Origin of the sequence: Nonomuraea sp. NPDC052129 (assembly GCF_040680095.1) — a bacterium.
In the GTDB taxonomy this organism is placed as follows: Bacteria; Actinomycetota; Actinomycetes; order Streptosporangiales; family Streptosporangiaceae; genus Nonomuraea.
This window is the reverse complement of sequence record NZ_JBFAVX010000043.1, coordinates 90941-109969: the sequence shown is the minus strand read 5'-3', so window position 1 is coordinate 109969 and position 19029 is coordinate 90941. Positions and strand designations below refer to the sequence as shown.

Sequence of the window (19029 nt, the reverse complement as noted above, 5' to 3'; positions counted from 1 at the left end):
TCGTGGTGGCGGGGGCCCCCGGGTTCGCCGCCGTCCCGGCGGTGTTTGACTTTGACTATCCAGCCCGAGCCCCGCGCGTGGGGGGGGGGGGGGTCCCCCGCCCCCACCGCCTGCCACCGGTGAGCCCACCACCGATGGGCTGGAGAGAGTCATGACCAGGAAGACGCTCAGCCGCAGGGTTCTCGCCGCCGGTTTTCGCGGCGTTGACGATGACGGTGGGCCTGTCGGCTGTGGCCGGCGCGACCTCGACGACGGCCGTACGGTCGGCGGGTACTTCGACGGCCTGGGTGTCACCGGAGTATGGAAATCCGAATCCAGCGAGATTTTCGCGGGGACCCATGGGTCTGCCGAATACCTGACCCGTGACTGCCTGGACGGGCGGCTGTACTCACGTAGTGTGCGCGTTAACTGGTTCACCTCGTTCCTCGCCGCCATTTCCTATGATGCCGACGGCGCCGATCCGGACTTCCGGGTCGATATCAACGGCAATTCAGAAGAGCACGCGACCGTGCGGTTCACGCTGCGGGCGGCATAGCTTCAGGTCGGCAAGTTATTCGGAAGCGATGGTCCACGTACGCCTTGACGGCTTCCTTGGCCGAAGTTACTTTGTGCGCATGATCAAGAGGAAAAAGCGGAAGCGTACGTTATGAGAGGGCCGTTCCGCAGTTGGCGGCACGTGCTCACCACCCTCTTACTCGTGGCGGCGACCCTGGCCATAGGCCAAGGCGCCGCGTACGCCGACTACCCCGGCGACCCGTGCAACGAGGCGGCGCAGGACGACATCGTCACCGTCAGCGGCGAGACCTGGGAATGCGCCTACGACGGGGACATCGACGACTACATCTGGAAGCCCACGTTCGAGGAGCTGGGACCGCCCGACTACTGGATCTTCAGCTACGGCTGGGCCACGTCCACCACGGGCGGCTATGAGCACGGCACCCGGTCGCGGGTGGAGTTCCTGCCGGACGGCGTTCACACCGGGGCCGACGGCTTCTCCCATCGCGACGGCAGCCGGTGGCGCACCACGCAGGTCAGCGAGAGTCTCCTCTACTACTGGGACGGCGGCGCCTGGGCGCAGTGCGGCGGCACCGGGCAGGTGTCGGGCTCGTCCTCCTTCACGTTCGCCCCGACCTGGGGCTGGGGCGGCGCCTGCGGCGAGGACCGCTACTACGCGACGACCGCCTGGTCGTGGCAGTGGACCGGCTCGGCGTGGAACGGCTCCTCGGCCTGGTCGGGCTTCCTCTGGGCGCCGTGCCGGGGCTGCCTGGCGGCGACGGACCCGCCGCCGCCACCTACCGGACGGCCCTCGGCCGACCCGCCCGCACCGCCGATCGGGCCACCTAGCCGCCTGAAGCTGCGCCCGCCGACCGGCACGACCCCGAAATCGGTCCGGATGTGAGGCTCAGGCGGTCCAATGAGCTTGGCCCGCCGTGCAGAACGCCGCCACCCGGCGGGTGGCGGCGACCTCTTCGGCGAAACGGGCTCTGGCCTTCGCCCTTTCCATCCGGTCGAGCCTGAGCGGCTTGCCGGCCGCCCCGGGTGCCGTCCTTCTTCGAAGACCTCGCAGGCGGCTCCCTGTCCGCCGGAGCCGAGCCGTCCGCAGAGCCGGTGATCGCCCACCTGCCGGTCAGCTCCTCGGGCGAATGGCGCTTGAACCATCGAGCCCCCCGCTTTCGATGGAGGAAGCCACCACGCGCGCCTCGGGCCGCAGGTGGGATCCAGCGTAGATCGGGTGACTGGCCGGGCACCTCAGGGCCCGGCCAGGGGATAGCCCTAGGACGGATCTTCGGGACGGTCCCTCGGGCACAGGCGGTCGAGCTGGTGGCGGAGCGCCGCCAGCGCGTCGTCGGCCGAGCGTTGGCCCGCCAGCACGCCCGAGCTCAGCCCGGCCGACATGGCGAGCAGCGCGACCGCCTCCAGCCGGGGTTCGGCGACGCCGGCCTTGCCGAGCTGCGTGGCGATGAACTCCTCCATCGCGTCGGGCGCCGTCAGGAACGGCAGGGCGGCCAGCGCCGGGTCCGTCATGGCCAGCACCGCATAGGAGGTGTAGATCAGGTGGAACGTCCGGCTCTGCGGATCTGTCGGCAGCGCCTCCACCAGGACCGCCTCGACCACCTCGCGCGGAGTGGGGCCGATGGCCGCGAAGCGCTCCTTGAGCCGGTCGGCCATCCGGGCGACCAGTTGCTCAAGGGCGAAGGCCATCAGCTGCTCCTTGGTCGCGAAGTAGTGCTGCACGAGGTGCAGTGAGACCCCGGCCTCCGCGGCGACCGCACGCATCGTGGCCGCGTGCAACTCTCGCTCGGGCTGGAGCGGGTCCATCTGGTCGGGCAGTCGTACGGGGGCTGGCTGGCGCTCGGCCCGGCCGTGTACGGGTCGAGCAGGACGGGCGCGCTCACCCTGCTCGACCCGGGTGGCCTGGAGAAGGTGCCGCTACGGTTCCTCCTCGCGCTCGTCGCGGCTCTGTTCGCGATGCGGGCGCCGAGGTCGTGGAGACCATGGCTGGCCCGGTTGCTGGCCGACCACGCGCTCGTCGAGCGAGCCGAGATCATGGCTCCGGTCCTGCTCGGCGTCCGTGGCTTCCGCCCGCATCGCAGTCCCGCCAGGCCGTACACCGACGAGGAACTGCGGCGGATCACCGTGCCCACGCAGCTCATCCTGGGAGGTCGCAGCAGGCTGCTACGGCCGCGCCGCGCGCTCGCGCGGGCGCGGCGGCTGATCGCCACGCTCCGTCACGCGGAGATCGTGCCGGGTGTCGGGCACGGCGTGCCACAGGAGGTTCCCGAGCTGGTCGTCGAACGGATTCTGCGGTTTCACGGACGGGAGGGATTGCGTTGACGAGTAGAGCACTGGTTCTCGGCGGCGGCGCCGTCGTCGGGATCGCCTGGGAGGTGGGGGTCCTGGCGGGCCTCGCCGCCAAGGGCGTCGACCTGCGTGACGCCGATCTCGTTGTCGGTACGTCGGGCGGGTCCCTCGTCGGCGCGCAACTCGCCGGCGGGATGGGTGTCGAGGACATGTACGGCAGGCAGATCGCCCCTCCGGTGGGCGAGCCGATCCCGAAGGTGTCACCGTTCGGGGTGTTCCGCTTGGTGTGGCAGCTGAGCAGGGCCAAGGACACCAAGGACTTCGGCGCCCGGATGGGCCGCATCGCGCTGGCCGCCAGGACCGGGTCCGAAGAGGAACGCCGGTCGCAGATCGCCAGGTGGCTCGGCGACGTGCCCGACTGGCCGCGGACCCGGCTGGTGATCACCGCGATCGACGCCGAGTCGGGGGAGCCCGTCGACTTCGACGGCGGCAGCGGCGTGGACCTCGTATCGGCCGTCTCGGCGAGCACCGCGGCTCCGGGCGTGCGGCCTCCCACGACCATCGGCGGGCGACGCTACATCGACGGCGGCTTGCGTTCGGCGGCCAACGTCGACCTGGCCACGGGGTACGACCGGGTCGTGGTCATCGCGCCGATGACCCGGGGCGGCGGTCGCGTCATGAAGGGCGTGACGGAGCAGATCGCCGGACTCGGCCGGCGGTCGCGCGTCACGTTGGTCGAGCCCGATCCGAAGACCTGGCGCTCGATCATCGGCCGCTCGGTCGGCAATCTGCTGGAGCCAGCGCGTCGCGCCCCGGCCGCCCTGGCCGGCCGAGAGCGGGGCGTCGAGCTCGCCGCCGAGGTCGCGGCGGTGTGGAACGACTGACCGTCAGGCGTGGCGAGCCCGGTCGGCCGGCAACCGCTGTTCGCGGAGCCGTGCTCCCTCGTACGGGCCGTGTTCTTCTAGAGGGGAGGTCCATCTCGATCGCCGATGGAGGCGCGATGCCCGCAGGATCGACCGACCACGACGTGATCATCATTGGTGCCGGATTCGCCGGCCTGTACATGCTCCACCGCCTGCGCGGCCTAGGCATGGCCGCCCGCGTCCTGGAGGCGGGTAGCGGCGTCGGCGGCACCTGGTACTGGAACCGCTACCCCGGCGCCCGCTGCGACGTCGAGAGCCTGCAGTACTCCTACTCCTTCGCCGAGGATCTCCAGCGCGAATGGACCTGGACCGAGCGGTACGCCGCCCAGCCCGAGATCCTCCGCTACCTCGATTACGTCGCCGACCGCTTCGACCTGCGCCCCGACATCCAGCTGGACACCCGCGTCACGGCCGCCTCCTGGGAGGCGCCCGGAGCATGGAGCGTCGAGACCGGCGGCGGCGAGCGTCTGTCGGCCCGCTATCTCGTCACCGCGGTCGGCTGCCTCTCGGTGGCCAATGTGCCCGCTCTGCCCGGTTCCTTCCGGGGGCCGAGCTATCACACGGGACGGTGGCCGGCCGAGGGCGTGGACCTGTCCGGGCGGCAGGTGGCGGTGATCGGCACCGGCTCGTCGGCCATCCAGTCCATTCCGGTCATCGCGGAGAGCGCCGAGCACGTGACGGTGTTCCAGCGGACGCCCAACTTCAGCGTCCCCGCGCACAACGGGCCGCTGTCGCCGGAGTACGACCAGTGGTTCAAGGCGAACCACCAGGACCTCCGCCGTCAGCTGCGTACCTCTCACAGTGGTCTCCTGGCCAACCCGAACCCCGACTCCGCCCTGGCGGTGACGGACGAGGCGCGGGGGCAGGAGTTCGAGGCGCGCTGGGAGCGGGGCGGCCTGGGCTTCCTCGGCTCGTTCTCCGACCTGCTGACCAATGAGGAGGCGAACAGGACGGCCGCCGGCTTCGTCCACGGCAAGATCCGGGCCACGGTCCAGGACCCGGCCGTGGCCGAGCTGCTCCTTCCCAGCGGCCACCCCATAGGAAGCAAGCGGCTCTGCGTCGACACGGGCTACTACGCCACGTACAACCGCCCGAACGTCACCCTCGCCGACCTCAGTACCGCGCCCATCCGGGAGCTCACCCCCGGCGGCGTGCGTACGGCCGAGCGGGAGCATCCGGTGGACGTGATCGTGTACGCGACGGGGTTCGACGCGATGACCGGGCCGCTGCTGGCCATCGACATCCGGGGCGAGGGCGGGCTGTCGCTGCGGGACAAATGGCGGGCGGGGCCCAGGAGTTATCTCGGGCTGATGAGCGCCGGTTTCCCCAACCTGTTCACGATCACCGGGCCGGGGAGTCCGTCGGTGCTGAGCAACATGATCGTCTCGATCGAGCAGCACGTGGACTGGATCGCCGAGTGCCTGGAGCGGCTGGACGGGCAGGTCATCGACGCGGATCCGCAGGCCGAGGACACGTGGGTGGGGCAGGTGAACGAGATCGCGGCGCTGACGCTGTTTCCGCGGGCGAACTCCTGGTACATGGGGGCGAACATCCCCGGGAAGCCTCGGGTCTTCATGCCGTACGTCGGCGGTGTCGGCGTATATCGGGATAAATGCAGTGAGGTGGCTGACAAGGACTATCAGGGATTTCTCCGCAGCTGAGAAGCCGCCCGGCCGCCGGGGGGACAGGTGATGACCTGGCCGCTCACCAGGTCATCACCGATGCTCAGATCAACTGCCGGATCGGCTGCCGGGGTGCCCGGTGCCGGGATGCCCGGATCAGCTGCCAGGCTGCCAGGGCGGCCGGGTCAGCTGCCGGCGATCTGCTCGCCCGCGTAGTCGAGCAGCTTCTCGGCCGTGCTGAAGCGGCGCGCGTCCTGGTCCCCGAGGAGCACGCCCACCACCTGCCTGCCGCCACGCTCCGCCGCGAACAGCAGGCAGTAGCCCGCCGCGTTCGTGTAGCCGGTCTTGACCCCCAGCACCCCGTCAGCCTGCGTGAGCAGTTTGTTGGAGTTGCGCCAGGTGTGCGCCCGGTGCGCGGATGTCTTGGCCACCTTGTGCACCGCGCGCCCGACGACCGTCTTGAACGTCGTGTCGCGGAGTGCCGCCTGCGCCAGCTTGGTCTGGTCGACGGCCGTGGAGTAACCGCCGTTGCTGGGCACGGGCAGGCCGTCGGCGTTGGTGTAGCGGGTGTCGGCGAGGCGCAGCGTCTTGGCCGCGGCGTTCATCTTGGCGACGAATGCCGCGTTGCCCGGCCCGTACGTCCTGGCCAGCGCGTTGGCGGCGTCGGCCCCCGACGGGAGCATGAGCCCGTACAGCAGGTCCCTGACCGTGAGCCGCTCGCCCTTCTTCAGCGAGGCGGTGGTGCCGCCGTACTTGGTCGCGTGCTTGACGTCAGCCGCGGTGATCGTGATGGTGTCGCCCAGTTTGGCCTCGCGGAGCACCACGTACGCCGTCATCACCTTGACGAGGCTGGCGACCGGGACGCGGCTCGTCTCCCGCTTGTTGAAGTGGATCGTTCCCGCTGAATCGACCACATACGCTGATTTTGCCGCCACAACGGGCGGGTCCGCCGCCTGCGCGGCCGCTGCGGGCGACGAGATCCCCACGACCACGGCGAGTGCGGCGCCGCCGATGAAACCCCCAATATGCATGCCGACATGGTCGCAGGTGATCACTGCTTAATTTGCCGAACTCTGTCCCAAGTTGAGGACACTCAGGCGGCCAGCACCTTGTCCGCCCGCTTCTTCCGGCGCCACACGACGAACCCGACCACTCCGCCGACGAACAGCACCGCCAGGACCGCCGCCGTGATCGGCGACCGCGCGGCGACCTGGAGCCAGGCCCAGACCAGCGCGCTCAGGCCGAACCACCAGATAGGCGCCCAGGTCAGGCAGCCCAGCGCGCTGGCCACGAGGTACCAGGGGTAGGAGACGCGCAGGGCCCCGGCGACCCACGGCAGCGTGTGCCGGAGCATGGGCACCCAGAAGCACCCGTAGACCGCGAACGCGCCCCACTTCTCCACGACCCGCTCGACCTTCGCGATCCGCTCGCGACCGAGCCGGACGCCGATGCGCGAGTCGTAGAGCTTCTCGCCGAGCCTGCGGCCGATCCAGTAGTACGCCTGGAACGCACCGAACAGGGCGATGATCAGCACGACTCCCAGCCAGATCGGCCCCACGGGTTCGATGGTGATCGCCAGCTGTCGCATCAAGGACCCCACCCCCCGTCGCGTGCTTTAGGTCAGCCTTACCTTAGTTGAAGGGGCAAGTCGTCGCCACAGCAGGGTGCAACTCGTCGACAACCAGGGTTCAACCACCTTCGCGTACCACTGTAGGTGAGCAAGAAGGAGCGTTGATCATGGCAACGAGAAGCACCGCGGTTCTGGCCTCCGGAACGGCCAGCACGGCCAAGCTCTTCGTGGCGGCCCTTGCCTTCACCGGAGCCTATGTCGGTTTCTCGGCCTATGACACCGCCAACTCCGCGCCGCACCCGGCGCAGACGGTCACCCTGTCGGCCCGGGAGCTGCCCATCACCTCCCCGACCACCGCCCGGACGCCCGAAGCCGCCAAGCCGGGCAAGATCAGCGTCAGCGCGCTGCCGGTCGGCGACGCCGGGTGTGTCAAGGCGTTCGTGGCCCGCAGCGTGGTGGTCAACTCCGAGCCCGACCACACCGTGTTGTACGGCTGGGAGCTGTCCCGCTGGAGCCCCGGCACCAACACCTGGCACTCCTACTTCGTCGACTACGACGGCTTCGCCGGTAGCACGAAGACCGTCCGCTGGAACCCCAGCATCGCGAACAACCCCGGCTGGTATCGCATCGAGCTCACCGTCGAGGGCGCCAAGACCATCAAGAGCGACCGCTTCCAGGTGAGTTGCTGACCGACCGCCGCGCCGCCTCCACCCAGCGCGGCACGCCGACCCGCTCGGCCACCTCCAGCGCCTTCTCATAGTGGGCCCGCGACGCGTCCGGCTGACCCAGCCGCACCGCCAGGTCGCCGAGCGTCAGGGCCACCGGCCAGAGCGCCACGACCCCGGTGCCGGCGCCCGCGATGCGGTCGGCGAACGGCTTGAGCTTGTCGTAGCAGTCGATCATCCGTTCGCGGTCGTCGAGCAGCATCCCGGCCAGCGCCCGCCAGGTCATCGCCAGCTCGTACAGGAAGTCGGGCCGCACCGGCGGGCGTACGGCGGCCACGGCCTTGGCGTCGGCCACGCGACCCGCGGAGGCGAGCGCGAGCGCGTAGGCGTCGAGAGTCCACTTCGCGCCGCGCTGGTGGGCCGCCGCGATCTGCCCGACCGTCTCGGCCGCCCGGCCGTCGACCAGGTGCAGGCAGAACGTGGTGATCAGCGGCAGGTCCTGGCGGCCCTCCAGCATGCCCGCCCGCTCGGTCATCCTGGCCGCGTCGGCGTAGGCCCGCTCGGCGCCGCGGTAGTCGCCGGCGATCATCAGCCGCTGACCGGAATACCAGGCGCAGACGGCCGCCGGCGCCGACAGGTCGTACTGTCTGGCCAGCCGGTCGGCCGCGGCGGCGTGCTCGTCGGCGATGGCGAACTCGCCGCGGGCCGCCGCGCATTCGAGCAGCACCAGGTGGGCCAGCGCCTGCGTGGCCATCTGCCCGGAGCGCTGGGCGACCTCCAGCAGCTCGCGGCCGATGCTCTCGCGGGTGTCGACCGCCGGGATGTCGTAGGACTGGCGCAGCCGCCCGCTGAGGGCCGCCGCCAGCAGCGTCGGGTCGCCGCTCTGCCTGGCCAGCTCCAGCGCCTCCAGCGACGCCTGCCGCCCCCGCTCGGGCGAGGAGGAGCCCTCCAGCTCCAGCGCCAGCGTGGTGAGCAGGCTCGCGCGCAGCGTCTGCTCCCCTTCGGGGAGCTCCATCAGCGCCTTCTCGGTGACGTCGACGATCTCCCACGCGGTGCGGGTGAAGTCGCGGGCCATCCCCTTGTGCGGTACGGCGAGCGAGGCCGCCACCCGCGCGGTGATCTCCAGGTCGCCCAGCGGCAGCGCGGAGTCCATGGCCTGGCGGCGCAGCAGCCGCGCCGCGGTCATGTCGCCGCACAGCGCCAGGGCCCTGATCTGGCGGAGCATGAGCTGCAACCGGTCCTTGGTGTCGCCGCCGGTGCGGTCGAACGCCGCGATGGCCTGCTCCCACAGCGTGGCCGCCTCGCGGTGGGCGAACCTGCGCTCGGCCTGCTCGGCGGCCAGCCCGGCGTAGTGGACGGCCTTCTCGGCGGCGTCGGCGAGGAAGTAGTGGTGCGCCAGCGCCGCCACGTCGGACGGCGTGCGCCGCTCGATGACCGACGCGACCGCCGCGTGCAGCCGGGTGCGGCGCAGCCGGGAGGCGTCGGAGTAGATCGTGTCGCGCACCAGGTCGTGATCGAACCTGAGCAGCCCGGGCCCCGGCTCTGTCACCAGCCCGGCCAGCAGCGCCGCCTCGACCGCCTCCACCACGGCGTCCTCGTCGCCCGCCACGTCGACCAGCACGTCGACGTCGACGTCGCGGCCGATCACCGCCGCCTGCAACAGGATCTGCTGGGCTCCGGCGGGCAGCCGGGAGATGCGTCGCCGCAGGACGTCGCGCACCCCGGAGGGCACCCGCGACAGGACCTCGACCGCGCTGGCCCGGTCGGCCGCCCCCTCGGAGTCGAGCAGGCGTACGGTCTCGCGCACGAAGAACGGGTTGCCGCCGGTGCGCTCGACGATGGACTCGACCGCGTCCTCGTCGATCTCGCGCACGCAGGTGGCCCTGACCAGCTCGCCCACGGCCTTGGGGTCGAGGCCGGACAGCCCGACCCGCACCGGGCCGAGCCGGGCGAGCGCGGCCAGCACGTCGGACTGGCGGTCGTCGAGCTCGCTCTCCCTGCAGGTGACCACGAGCAGCACCCGGCTGGTGGCCAGCAGGCTGGGCAGCGCGCGCAGCAGCGCCAGCGTCTGGTCGTCGGCCCAGTGGAGGTCTTCGAGCGTGAGCAACACCGGCGCGCGCCGCGCCACCCCCGCTAGGTAGCCGCCGACCGCCCGGTGCAGCCGGAAGCCGCCGGACACCTCGTCGTCGTCGGGATCGGGGTCGGCGTCGTCGAGCAGCGGCGCCAGCAGCTGGGCGTATTCGCCCGCGCCGGTCATCCCCACCAGGGCGCGCAGGATCTCCACCCACGCCCAGCCCGGTGGTGTCGCGCTGGAGTCGGGGCAGGCGCCGGAGGCGGTGATCCAGCCGTCGCCGGTTAGTTTGCCGTCGAGTTGGCGCAGCAGTGTGGTCTTGCCCGCGCCCGCGACGCCCGCGACGATCGCCACCTGGAACCTGCCGGTGCGGGCGGCGGCCGTGGTGAGCCTGGCCAGCTCGGCGTCGCGGCCGACGAACGGCTCGGGCTCCAGCGGCGGCGGCTCGACCGGGGCGGCGGGCCGGGGTGGCCAGGTGTCGGTGGGCGCCTGCACGGGCCTGGACGGCCGTGGCGCGACGCTCAGCTCCAGCTCGGGCGCCTGGGCCAGGATGTCGGACTCCAGCTTGCGCAGCGCCGGCCCCGGGTCGATGCCCAGCTCGTCGGCCAGGATGCCCCTGGCCCGGCGCAGCGCCGCCAGCGCGTCGCCCTGCCGGCCGCAGCGGTAGAGGCCGAGGCCGAGCAGCCGCCAGCCCTCCTCGCGCAGCGGGTGCTCGGTGGTGAGCGCCTCCAGGTCGGGCACGGTCTCGGCGGGCAGGCCGAGGCGCAGCCCGGTGTCGGCGTGCCGCTCACGCGCCACCAGCCGCAGCTCGGTCAGCCTGTTGACCTCGGCCTCCGCCCACTGCTGGTCGGCGAAGTCGGAATAGGGGGTGCCCCGCCACAGGCCGAGCGCCTTCTCCAGGCGGGCGCGCGCGGACTGCGGATCGCCCTCCTCGAGGTGCTCGCCCGCCGCCCTGACCAACTGCTCGAACTTGAGCGCGTCGACCTGGTCGGGCGCCACCCGCAGCGCGTAGCCGGAGGCGACGGTCACCAGCAGGCGGTTGGGCCCGCCCCGTGGACGGCCCGGCTCCAGCACCCGGCGCAGCCGGGAGATGTAAACCTGGAGCCCCGACTGGGCTCCCTTGGCCGTGTCGTCATCCCACAAGTCGTAAAGGAGCGTGTCAACCGGCACGACCTGACCTCTGGCCACGAGAAGTCGGGCGAGGACGGCCCGCTGCCGCAACCCGCCGAGGTCGAGTTCGTCGTCGTGTTCGTACGCCTCGACTGGCCCCAGAACTCGGAACGCCACCATGTCAGCCGCCACGCTATGCGGGCTTCCGAATCAGGCACAAGGGCCGTGATTGATTAACGCCTGTTCGGTTTGGGATTGTCACTGGGGGGCCTTCGAGATCGCGGACGGGGGCTCCGCGTCGGCGTTCCTGGCGTTGCGCCTGCGCAGTAGCGCCCACGCGCCTAGAGCGAGGCCGCCGAACGGGATCTCGATAGTGTAAGTCCAGAAGCCGAAAAGCAGTGCGGTCGCCGTCGCCGGGGCGGGTGCCACGCCGAAGGCGTAGAGCAGCGCGGCGACACCGCTCTCCATGATCCCCGCGCCGCTCGGCGTGACCAGCGCGCTGGTCAGCACGCGAGACAGGGCGAAGACGGCGATCGACTGGGCCAGCCCCGGATAGGCGCCGGTGGCGTGCATGCAGACGACCATGATCGCCCACTGGAAGCCCAGGAAGAAGACCATGGCCAGCGACAGGCCGATCGAGCGCGACCTCACGATCTCGGCGGTGTCCTTGCGCAGCCGCTCGAGCGCCTCGGAGGCGTGGAACTTCAGCCTGAGCAGGCGTACGAGGAAGTCGAGGCCCTTGCCCAGGAGGGCGGCGGCGCGGTCCCAGTAGAGGGCGGCGGCCACCACCAGGCAGAGCGCCAGGATCGACACCGCGCCCACCCAGCCGGCCTTGGCCACCGTCGGGTTGGGCGCCTTGCCGGCCGCCAGCAGTGCGATGATGCCGACGGCGGGCAGGATGAATCTAAACAGAGTGTTCCAGATGCCGCTGACCAGGGTCATCACCACGATCGAGCGGTTGGCGAACCCCCAGCCCCTGGTCATCGCGAACGTCAGCGCCACCCCGGCCGCGCCGCCGAACGGCAGCAGGTTGCTCACCGCGCTGCCCGCCGCGTTGAGCGAGAGCGCCTGCAGGTTGTTGAGACCTGGCAGCGAGTTGGTGAGCACGAAGGTGTAGGCCAGCAGACTCAGCAGCCAGACCGCGGTCATCAGGGCGATGGTGCCGAAGCTGAGGCTGTGGAAGAGCGCGCCGATCTCGCGCCAGGACACGGGCTTGCCGGTCAGCGAGTGGACGATCTGCGGCAGGTAGACCACGAGGGCCAGGGCCAGCGCCAGGGAGAGCGCGGACAGCGTGATCTGGAGCCATCTGTTCTTCATCGGGGTACAGTCTGCCGCTCGCGGGGGCGGACCGGATCATACTCGGGACTCATTTCGGCCACCGGTCCAGAGGATGACTGAGGCGGGTGCCGGGTGGAAGATCACGCCGTACGTACCACTCGGTGCCGAAGACGAGCCGGTAGAGCGGGCCGGGCACCTTGAGCATCACGGCCAGCGTGCGGTCGCTGTCGCCGCCGGTCGCCTGGGAGGCGTGCGCGGACATGGACGCCCGCTTCTGTTTCGCATATTTCCGGACATTTACCCGGTGGGTGATCGTCTCACTCGCCGAGTAAGCGCTCTCGAAGGTCCGTACGTCGAACTCGGGCGGGAACCGGTAGAACTTCCCCGCCAGCTTCAGCAGCCTGACCAGCGGGTCGCGGTTGACCGTCGCCTCCAGCACGACCGCCGTGCCGGCGATCTCCGCCGCCCGCCGCCCCACCCGGTGCACCTGGACGTGGTCGGGATGGCCGTAGCCGCCCGCCGGATCGTAGATCGACAGCAGATCGGCCTGCTCCTCCTCCAGGATGGCGGCCAGCTTTCCGGCGGCCTTCTCGGAGTCGGCGTCGATGAAGGCGTCGTCGGGCCGCTCCTCGGCGCGGCCGCCCTGCGGGCTCAGGCCCGAGTCGCCGTAGCCGAGGCACTCGACGCGGGCGCAGCCGAGCAGGGCCGCCGACTCGTACAGCTCCTTCAGCCGGGTCGCGCGCAACTCCTCGCCCGGCCCCATCTCGGCCAGGCCGCGCTCGCCGGCGGTCGCCACCACGAGGACCACACGGTGTCCCTCGGCCGCGAGCATCGCCATCGTGCCTGCCGTCAGCAGGGCCTCGTCGTCGGGATGGGCGTGGAAGAACACAGCGGTACGTGGAGGCACAACGCCCAGATTAGTCTGGGAGGGGTGCGGATCTTTCACGTGAGTGACTGTTACCTGCCGCGACTCGGGGGGATCGAGGTTCAGGTCGCCGACCTCGTGCGTACGCAGCGCGAGGCCGGCCACGCCGTCGATGTGGCGACCGCGACCAAAGGAGAGGCGCTGCCCGGCGTGCACCGGATCGTCGCCAGGATGCCCTTCGACCTGCCGGTTCACCCGTTCGGAGTGGGACATCTCACGCGGCGGCTGACCTCCACGCGGCCCGACGTGGTGCACGTCCACATGGGCGCGGTCTCGCCGTTCGCCTGGATGGGGGTGCGGGCCGCGAAACGGGCCGCAATTCCCTGCGTCGTGACCGTGCACAGCATGTGGGATCCCGTCACGCGCGGCGTCTACCGGTTGCTGCGACTGGTCTACGGCTGGCAGGACTGGGGGCTGGTGGCCACCACGGTCAGCAACGCGGCGGCGGCCCCGATCCGGTCGGTCGCGGGGGAGGGGGTGCCCGTGCACGTGGTGTCCAACGGCCTCGACCTGTCGGGCTGGCGGCTGTTCTCCGGGTCGCCGCCGGAGCCGCGCGAGGAGGTGCACATCGTGGCCGTGGGCCGTCTGGCGCCGCGCAAGCAGCCGGTCCGGCTGCTCAAGTTGCTCGACATGGTGCGCTCCCGGGTCCCCGAGGGCATTCCGCTGCGCGCCACGGTCATCGGCGACGGCCCGGCCCGCGCCCAGATGGAGCGTTACCTGGCCAGGCACGGCATGACGGGCTGGGTCTCGCTGCCGGGACGCTACACCCGCGAGCAGATCGCCAAGGTGCTGGAGTCGGCCGACGTGTTCGTGGCGCCGGCGCCACGCGAGTCGTTCGGGATCGCCGCGCTGGAGGCCCGCGCCGCCGGGCTTCCCGTGGTGGCGCGGGCGCAGAGCGGGGTGGCCGACTTCGTCCGGCACGGCACGGAGGGGCTGCTCGGCCGCAGCCTGGGCGACCTGGCCGCCGCCGTGGCACGCCTGGCCACGGATCCCGAGCTGCGGCAGCGCATGATCGTCCACAACCGCGCCGTCCCGCCGTCGGCGGGCACCTGGCCGATCGTCCTGGCGGGCTTCGACCGGGCGTACGCGGAGGCCATCGGCTGAGCCGACCGGGTCACGTACGACGTAGCACCACATAACCATCGCGATCGAACACCTTCGTATATCCCTCGGTCACCAGCCGGTCCACCTGGGCGCGCTGATCGTCGGGGGAGCCGAACGGGAACTGCCAGCGGGCCGTGTCGGCCGCCACCCACGCGGCGCCGCGCGGCTGCCCGGTCCAGAGCAGGACGGTGGTGCGGGAGGTCAGGGCCGGGCCGAGCGAGTTGGCGGCCTCCACGGTGACGCCGGTGGGCACCGTGGCCACCGCCGCGGCGGCCGATTCGGTCCTGATCTCCTCCGCCTTGTAGAAGGCCGGATGGTAGAGCTGGTCCAGGGCGAACTTCGGCACCAGGGTGAGCGCGACCACGAGCGCGCCCGCCGACCAGGCCAGCTTGAGCGAGCGGTCGTCGGCGCGCTTGATCCGGCGCAGCAGCCTGGACAGCCCGTCGACCCCCGCGAGGAGCAGGATCACCACGGTGAAGGCGTTGTACTGGAAGTCCGCCCGCCACCACGGCTCGCGGTCCGACAGCATGCGTTCGAGCACGTGCGGCAGCGCGACCAGCGACAGCGGCGACAGCAGGCAGAGCAGCAGCGTCGGCCAGGCCAGCAGGAACAGCGTGTCGACCTTGGTCTCCTCGCTGAACGGCAGCAGCAGCGCGTTCAGCGGGTCGCGCAGCAGCGTCAGGATCGCGCTCGGCGCGTCGGGCCCCAGGTGGCCGTAGGCCCAGAAGTCCTGGCTCTGGCCGCCGAGCAGCGAAATGAGCGCGCCCCGGGTGAGCATGACCCCGCCGAGGCCGATCGCGGCGCAGCACATCCCGCGGAACCTGTCGCCGGTGAGGAAGAGGTAGAGGCCGAAGCCGATCACCGTGAGGCCCATGTCCTCCTTGACCAGGAGGAGCGCGCCCATCGCCGCGAAGGCGGGCAGCAGCCGCCCCGCGTGGTAGCGCTCGATCATGATCGCGGTGAGCAGCGGGACGAACATCACCTCGTGCGCGTCGAACGCGATCGCCTGCGCGACGGGCCACGACAGCGCGTAGGCCACGGCGACCAGGTAGGCCGGGGCGGTGCCCAGCATCCGCCTGGTGAACAGCCAGATGAACGGGATCGCGGCGGCGAACAGCAGCGCCTGCGCCACGATCAGCGAGGCCGGGCCGTCATGGATCCAGTAGAAGGGCGCCAGCAGCGCGTAGATGGGCGAGAAGTGGTCGGCGAGCTGGAGGTAGTCCAGCCCCCGGCCGTGGAAGACGCCGACCATCGGGATGTACGGCGGCCGGAAGTGCGCGTAGTTGCGCACGGCCTGGTCCACGATCACCAGATCGAACGTGCTGGCGCGATAGGTGGCCAGCTTGACCAGGCCGAGTACGGCGTAGACGGCGGCCGAGACCACGGCGATCAGCCCGACGCGCAGGCGGTTCGGCGTGATCCGGGCCGTCCAACGGGCAGCGCCTGCTGCCAGAGCTTCCCCCGTCACGGGCAGCAAGCGTAGACCGATTCCATCTGGACCGCGTTCGCGGAAAAGTGCCCCCTGGACCGCGTTCGCGACAAGGCCGCCGCGCCGCGCCGCCCCCCGCGGCCGGTGCGGCATGCCGACGGAAGCGTCAGGTGCAGGCGCTCTGGATCTTCGTTACGAAGCTCTGCAGCTTCTGGACAGAGTCCATCGAGCCGGTGGGGTCCTTGGCGTCGATCTTGATGCCGTCGAGCCCGGTGGCAAGGTCATTGAGCGCGGCGGCGAGGTCGCCGTCGTACTTGCCGGCCAGGGTCTTCACCTTGGCGGCGGCCTCATCGCCGGCCTTCTCGAAGGCCTTGGGATCGGTCGCGGCCGTGGTCATGCTTCCGTTGAAGTCAGTCATGATCTTCGTGACTTCGCTGCCCATCTGGTTGCAGTCGACAGCGTTGCCGATGGCACCACAGGCGGTGGTGAGGCCGGCAAGAGAAAGCGTCGCGATCGCGATGGCGATGCGACGACGAGGGGGTGTCATTTCCGTGCCCTTCGTTGCGTTTAGCGACGAAGCGACATTATGGAGTAAACCTTGACAGGTGCTTGCACCCCACTAGCACCATCAGTATCAAGTCGTTGTAAAGCGGGCGACCAACTCTTGACAGCTCCTGGGCCCGACCAGACGATGTCGCATATAGAGCAACTCGGTGCGTAATACGCAACAAGGGGTGCCGGTTGACCACATCGAGCTTGATCTCCACGCTGCCGGGCCATGCCTACACCGACCCCGCGACGTTCGCCGAAGAGCAGGCCAAGATCTTCGAGAGCCTCTGGTTCTGCGCGGTCCGGTCCGGCGAGCTGGCCCGGCCGGGGACGTTCAGGACGGTCCAGGTCGGAAGCGAGAGCGTGCTCGTGGTCCGCGGCCGCGACGGCGAGCTGCGCGCCTTCCTCAACGTCTGCCGGCACCGCGGCGCCCGCCTCTGCCTGGAGGAGGCGGGCGAGGTCAGGCGGACGATCAGGTGCGCCTACCACGCCTGGTCGTACGACCTGGACGGCCGATTATCCGCCGCGCCCAACCTGGCGAAGATGCCCGACATCGACCGGGTGGAGTACGGGCTGATCCCGGTGAGCCTGCGCGAGTGGCTCGGCTACGCCTGGGTCTGCCTGGCCGACGAGCCGCCCTCGTTCGAGGAGACGGTGACGAGCGCGGCCACCGAGCGCCTGGGCGATCCGGCCGCGATCGAGCACTACCACGTCGACAAGCTCGCCCTCGGGCGCCGCATCGTGTACGACGTCAAGGCCAACTGGAAGCTCATCGTCGAGAACTTCATGGAGTGCTACCACTGCGCCACGATCCATCCGGAGCTGACGGCAGTGCTGCCCGAGTTCGCCGGCGGCTACGCCGCGCAGTATTACGTGGGCCACGGGGCGGAGTTCGCCGAGCGGGCCGAGGGGTTCACCGTGGACGGGAGCCCGGGGTTCGGCAAGCTGCCCGACGTATCGGCCGAGCAGGACCGGCGCTACTACGCGATCACCGTCAAGCCGCAGGTGTTCGTCAACCTGGTGCCCGACCACGTGATCCTGCACCGCATGGTGCCGCTGGCCGCCGACCGGACGATCGTGGAGTGCGACTGGCTCTACCACCCCGACGTGGTCGCCTCCGGCGCCGACCTGTCGCTTTCGGTCGAGCTGTTCCACCGGGTCAACGAGCAGGACTTCGCCGCCTGCGAGCGGACCCAGCCCGGTATGTCGTCACGGGCCTACCGGGCGGGCGGGGTGCTGGTGCCGAGCGAGCACCACATCTCGATCTTCCATCAGTGGGTGAACCAGCGCCTACGCGGATAGCGGATCGCCAGGTTGCCGTACTTCGCCTGGCCGCTCACCACCAGATAGAGGGCTCCCGGCTGAGGCCGGCCCGGCACCTCCGACGTCGCGGTGTTGCCCCACTCCGTGCGGAACCTGTCGATATCGGCCGCGGCACCGTCGGGCAGCACGATCTTGGCCGAACCGTACTTGAGGTCGAGGTCGATCTCGATGACCGGATGGGAGATGACCGCCTCCGACAGGTCGAGTTCGACGCTGCCGTACTTGGAGGCGACCCTGAGCCGGCGGGGGACCGCCCAGTCGCCTGATCGCTTGATGTGGCCGTTCTTGGACTCCAGTTCCACCACCTCGTCGGCCACGGGCCCGTCCACCGCGGGCCCGTCAGCCGGCAGGTCGGCGGTCAGGCCGGCCAGATCGCCGTATGTTCGTGCCGTGAGGGCCAGTTCGAGCCGGTCCTCCAGCTCCAGCTGGGTGAGACGGCCTTCCATGAACGCTTCCTGCAGCTTGCGCGCGCCACGCTCACGGTCGGCATCTGAGACGCGCATCTGTAAATCCGACATGTTCCGAGCATAGGTTCGCCCGCTTCAGAACGGGAGGCGTCGGCCGGAGGGCGTACGCAGATCGAGAGGGAGCGGCCGGGGGGAGGGCTTCGTCGGCCGGACGATCTGGAGTCTCTTCATAACACATGGATACCCAACGGATTGCCGTAAAGACCTCATGGCGGGGTAGCTTGAAGTGTGATGGCGGCGGACCCCTTCGTACACCCGGCACTCTTCTATCGAGGCGATCGGGAATATGTGGCGGCTACCACGGCTTTTGTCCGCGAAGGGCTCAGCTCGGGAGAGCCCGTCGCCGTCGCGGTTCCGCCCCGGAATCTCGCCCTGATCGAGGCCGGTCTGGGGCGCGACGCCGACGAGGTGCTCCTGCTCGACATGACCAGCGCCGGGCGCAATCCAGGACGCATCATCCCCGCCGTGCTGCGCGAGTTCGCGGACCGCCACCCCGTCGGTCACGTACGGATCATCGGCGAGCCCATCTGGCCGGGCCGCACGGTGACGGAATATCCCGCCTGCGCCCAGCACGAAGCCCTGATCAACTACGCCTTCACCGGGCGCCACGTCACGATCCTGTGCCCGTACGACCTCGACGGGCTCGACCCCGAGGTCATTCGTGAGGCCGAGCAGACCCATCCCGTGCTGCGCGACGGCTCCGGCGAGTGGCACAGCGGCGACTACGCGCCCCAGAAGGTCGTCGACGGGCACAACCAGCCGCTGGACGAGCCCGCCGACTTCCTCTCGCTCCGCTTCGACCACACCAACCTGGCCGCCGCGCGCGGGCTGGCCGCCGGGCGGGCCGCCGAGCTCGGGTTCAGCCGGGCCAGGCTGGACGACATCCGCCTGACGGTCGCCGAGCTGGGCGCCAACAGCCTCGATCACGGCGGCGGCGCCGGGCTGATCAGGGTCTGGGCCGAAGCCGACCGGCTGGTGTGCGAGGTCAGTGACTCGGGCCACATCATCGACCCGCTGGCCGGGCGGATGCCGGTCGATCCGCGCACTCCCGGGTCGCGCGGCCTGCTGATCGTCAACCTGCTCAGCGACCTGGTCCGCGTGCACACGCGAGCGGGCGCCACCGTGATCAGGGCCTACTTCGACCTGCCGGGCCCAGGAATCAACCCCTGACCCGCGGCGGTACCGCTGGCC

Annotated in this window: 18 protein-coding genes; 9 read left to right on the top strand and 9 right to left on the bottom strand. The window is 70.5% G+C overall.

Translation table 11 applies throughout. The features are described 5' to 3' along the window. The first annotated feature begins 151 nt into the window (after positions 1 to 151). Positions 152 to 535 carry a hypothetical protein gene (locus tag AB0L53_RS52355; RefSeq protein WP_364012294.1) on the top strand — a complete coding sequence of 128 codons (384 nt, stop codon included), beginning with the start codon at positions 152 to 154 and terminating at the stop codon, positions 533 to 535. A gap of 162 nt (positions 536 to 697) precedes the next feature. After that, on the top strand, positions 698 to 1399 hold the full coding sequence (locus tag AB0L53_RS52350; protein WP_364012291.1) for a hypothetical protein: 702 nt from the start codon (positions 698 to 700) through the stop codon (positions 1397 to 1399). A gap of 374 nt (positions 1400 to 1773) precedes the next feature. Here the strand turns inward: AB0L53_RS52350 and AB0L53_RS52345 are convergent, their stop codons facing one another. Further along, positions 1774 to 2277, bottom strand: a complete 504-nt coding sequence (locus AB0L53_RS52345) for a TetR/AcrR family transcriptional regulator (RefSeq protein ID WP_364012288.1) — start codon at positions 2275 to 2277, stop codon at positions 1774 to 1776. A gap of 9 nt (positions 2278 to 2286) precedes the next feature. Between AB0L53_RS52345 and AB0L53_RS52340 the strand changes: the two genes are divergently transcribed. From AB0L53_RS52340 to AB0L53_RS52330, 3 genes are all read left to right on the top strand, one after another. Beyond that, the gene (locus tag AB0L53_RS52340; protein ID WP_364012285.1) at positions 2287 to 2835 is read left to right on the top strand and encodes an alpha/beta hydrolase; all 549 of its coding nucleotides are present in this window, start codon (positions 2287 to 2289) and stop codon (positions 2833 to 2835) included. Next, positions 2832 to 3686: a patatin-like phospholipase family protein gene (locus AB0L53_RS52335; RefSeq protein ID WP_364012283.1), complete on the top strand. Its 855-nt coding sequence runs from the start codon at positions 2832 to 2834 to the stop codon at positions 3684 to 3686. The genes AB0L53_RS52340 and AB0L53_RS52335 overlap by 4 nt, the downstream gene beginning before the upstream one ends. 116 nt (positions 3687 to 3802) lie before the next feature. Continuing rightward, positions 3803 to 5386 (top strand): NAD(P)/FAD-dependent oxidoreductase, encoded by a 1584-nt coding sequence (locus AB0L53_RS52330; RefSeq protein WP_364012280.1) that lies wholly within the window; start codon positions 3803 to 3805, stop codon positions 5384 to 5386. A gap of 146 nt (positions 5387 to 5532) precedes the next feature. On the opposite strand, the gene AB0L53_RS52325 is transcribed toward AB0L53_RS52330, so the two are convergent. Both AB0L53_RS52325 and AB0L53_RS52320 read right to left on the bottom strand, forming a co-directional pair. After that, complete coding sequence (locus AB0L53_RS52325; RefSeq protein ID WP_364012277.1) at positions 5533 to 6378, bottom strand: serine hydrolase; 846 nt, start codon at positions 6376 to 6378, stop codon at positions 5533 to 5535. A gap of 62 nt (positions 6379 to 6440) precedes the next feature. Then, positions 6441 to 6935, bottom strand: a complete 495-nt coding sequence (locus AB0L53_RS52320) for a VTT domain-containing protein (RefSeq protein ID WP_357956329.1) — start codon at positions 6933 to 6935, stop codon at positions 6441 to 6443. Positions 6936 to 7084: 149 nt separating this feature from the next. On the opposite strand from AB0L53_RS52320, the gene AB0L53_RS52315 reads away from it, so the two are divergent. Then, complete coding sequence (locus tag AB0L53_RS52315; RefSeq protein ID WP_364012274.1) at positions 7085 to 7606, top strand: hypothetical protein; 522 nt, start codon at positions 7085 to 7087, stop codon at positions 7604 to 7606. Here the strand turns inward: AB0L53_RS52315 and AB0L53_RS52310 are convergent. From AB0L53_RS52310 to AB0L53_RS52300, 3 genes are all read right to left on the bottom strand, one after another. Next, on the bottom strand, positions 7575 to 10943 hold the full coding sequence (locus AB0L53_RS52310) for a BTAD domain-containing putative transcriptional regulator (protein WP_364012271.1): 3369 nt from the start codon (positions 10941 to 10943) through the stop codon (positions 7575 to 7577). The two genes, AB0L53_RS52315 and AB0L53_RS52310, sit on opposite strands and share 32 nt — an antisense overlap. A gap of 78 nt (positions 10944 to 11021) precedes the next feature. Continuing rightward, the gene (locus tag AB0L53_RS52305; protein ID WP_364012268.1) at positions 11022 to 12080 is read right to left on the bottom strand and encodes a lysylphosphatidylglycerol synthase domain-containing protein; all 1059 of its coding nucleotides are present in this window, start codon (positions 12078 to 12080) and stop codon (positions 11022 to 11024) included. Positions 12081 to 12129: 49 nt separating this feature from the next. Continuing rightward, positions 12130 to 12948, bottom strand: a complete 819-nt coding sequence (locus AB0L53_RS52300) for a PIG-L family deacetylase (protein ID WP_364012265.1) — start codon at positions 12946 to 12948, stop codon at positions 12130 to 12132. A gap of 39 nt (positions 12949 to 12987) precedes the next feature. Between AB0L53_RS52300 and AB0L53_RS52295 the strand changes: the two genes are divergently transcribed. Further along, positions 12988 to 14070 carry a glycosyltransferase family 4 protein gene (locus AB0L53_RS52295; RefSeq protein WP_364012262.1) on the top strand — a complete coding sequence of 361 codons (1083 nt, stop codon included), beginning with the start codon at positions 12988 to 12990 and terminating at the stop codon, positions 14068 to 14070. Positions 14071 to 14080: 10 nt separating this feature from the next. Here AB0L53_RS52295 and AB0L53_RS52290 read toward each other — a convergent pair whose 3' ends face one another. After that, a complete protein-coding gene (locus AB0L53_RS52290) occupies positions 14081 to 15538 on the bottom strand; it encodes a DUF2079 domain-containing protein (protein WP_364012259.1) in 1458 nt (485 codons plus the stop codon). A gap of 127 nt (positions 15539 to 15665) precedes the next feature. Further along, the gene (locus AB0L53_RS52285; RefSeq protein ID WP_364012256.1) at positions 15666 to 16046 is read right to left on the bottom strand and encodes a hypothetical protein; all 381 of its coding nucleotides are present in this window, start codon (positions 16044 to 16046) and stop codon (positions 15666 to 15668) included. Between the two features lie 194 nt (positions 16047 to 16240). On the opposite strand from AB0L53_RS52285, the gene AB0L53_RS52280 reads away from it, so the two are divergent. Further along, positions 16241 to 17350 carry an aromatic ring-hydroxylating dioxygenase subunit alpha gene (locus AB0L53_RS52280; RefSeq protein ID WP_364012253.1) on the top strand — a complete coding sequence of 370 codons (1110 nt, stop codon included), beginning with the start codon at positions 16241 to 16243 and terminating at the stop codon, positions 17348 to 17350. On the opposite strand, the gene AB0L53_RS52275 is transcribed toward AB0L53_RS52280, so the two are convergent. Next, positions 17320 to 17889 carry a DUF1707 domain-containing protein gene (locus tag AB0L53_RS52275; protein ID WP_364012251.1) on the bottom strand — a complete coding sequence of 190 codons (570 nt, stop codon included), beginning with the start codon at positions 17887 to 17889 and terminating at the stop codon, positions 17320 to 17322. The genes AB0L53_RS52280 and AB0L53_RS52275 overlap by 31 nt on opposite strands. Before the next feature lie 180 nt (positions 17890 to 18069). Here AB0L53_RS52275 and AB0L53_RS52270 point away from each other — a divergent pair, with 180 nt between their 5' ends. After that, complete coding sequence (locus AB0L53_RS52270) at positions 18070 to 19008, top strand: anti-sigma factor RsbA family regulatory protein (protein ID WP_364012248.1); 939 nt, start codon at positions 18070 to 18072, stop codon at positions 19006 to 19008. The last annotated feature ends 21 nt before the right edge of the window (positions 19009 to 19029 follow it).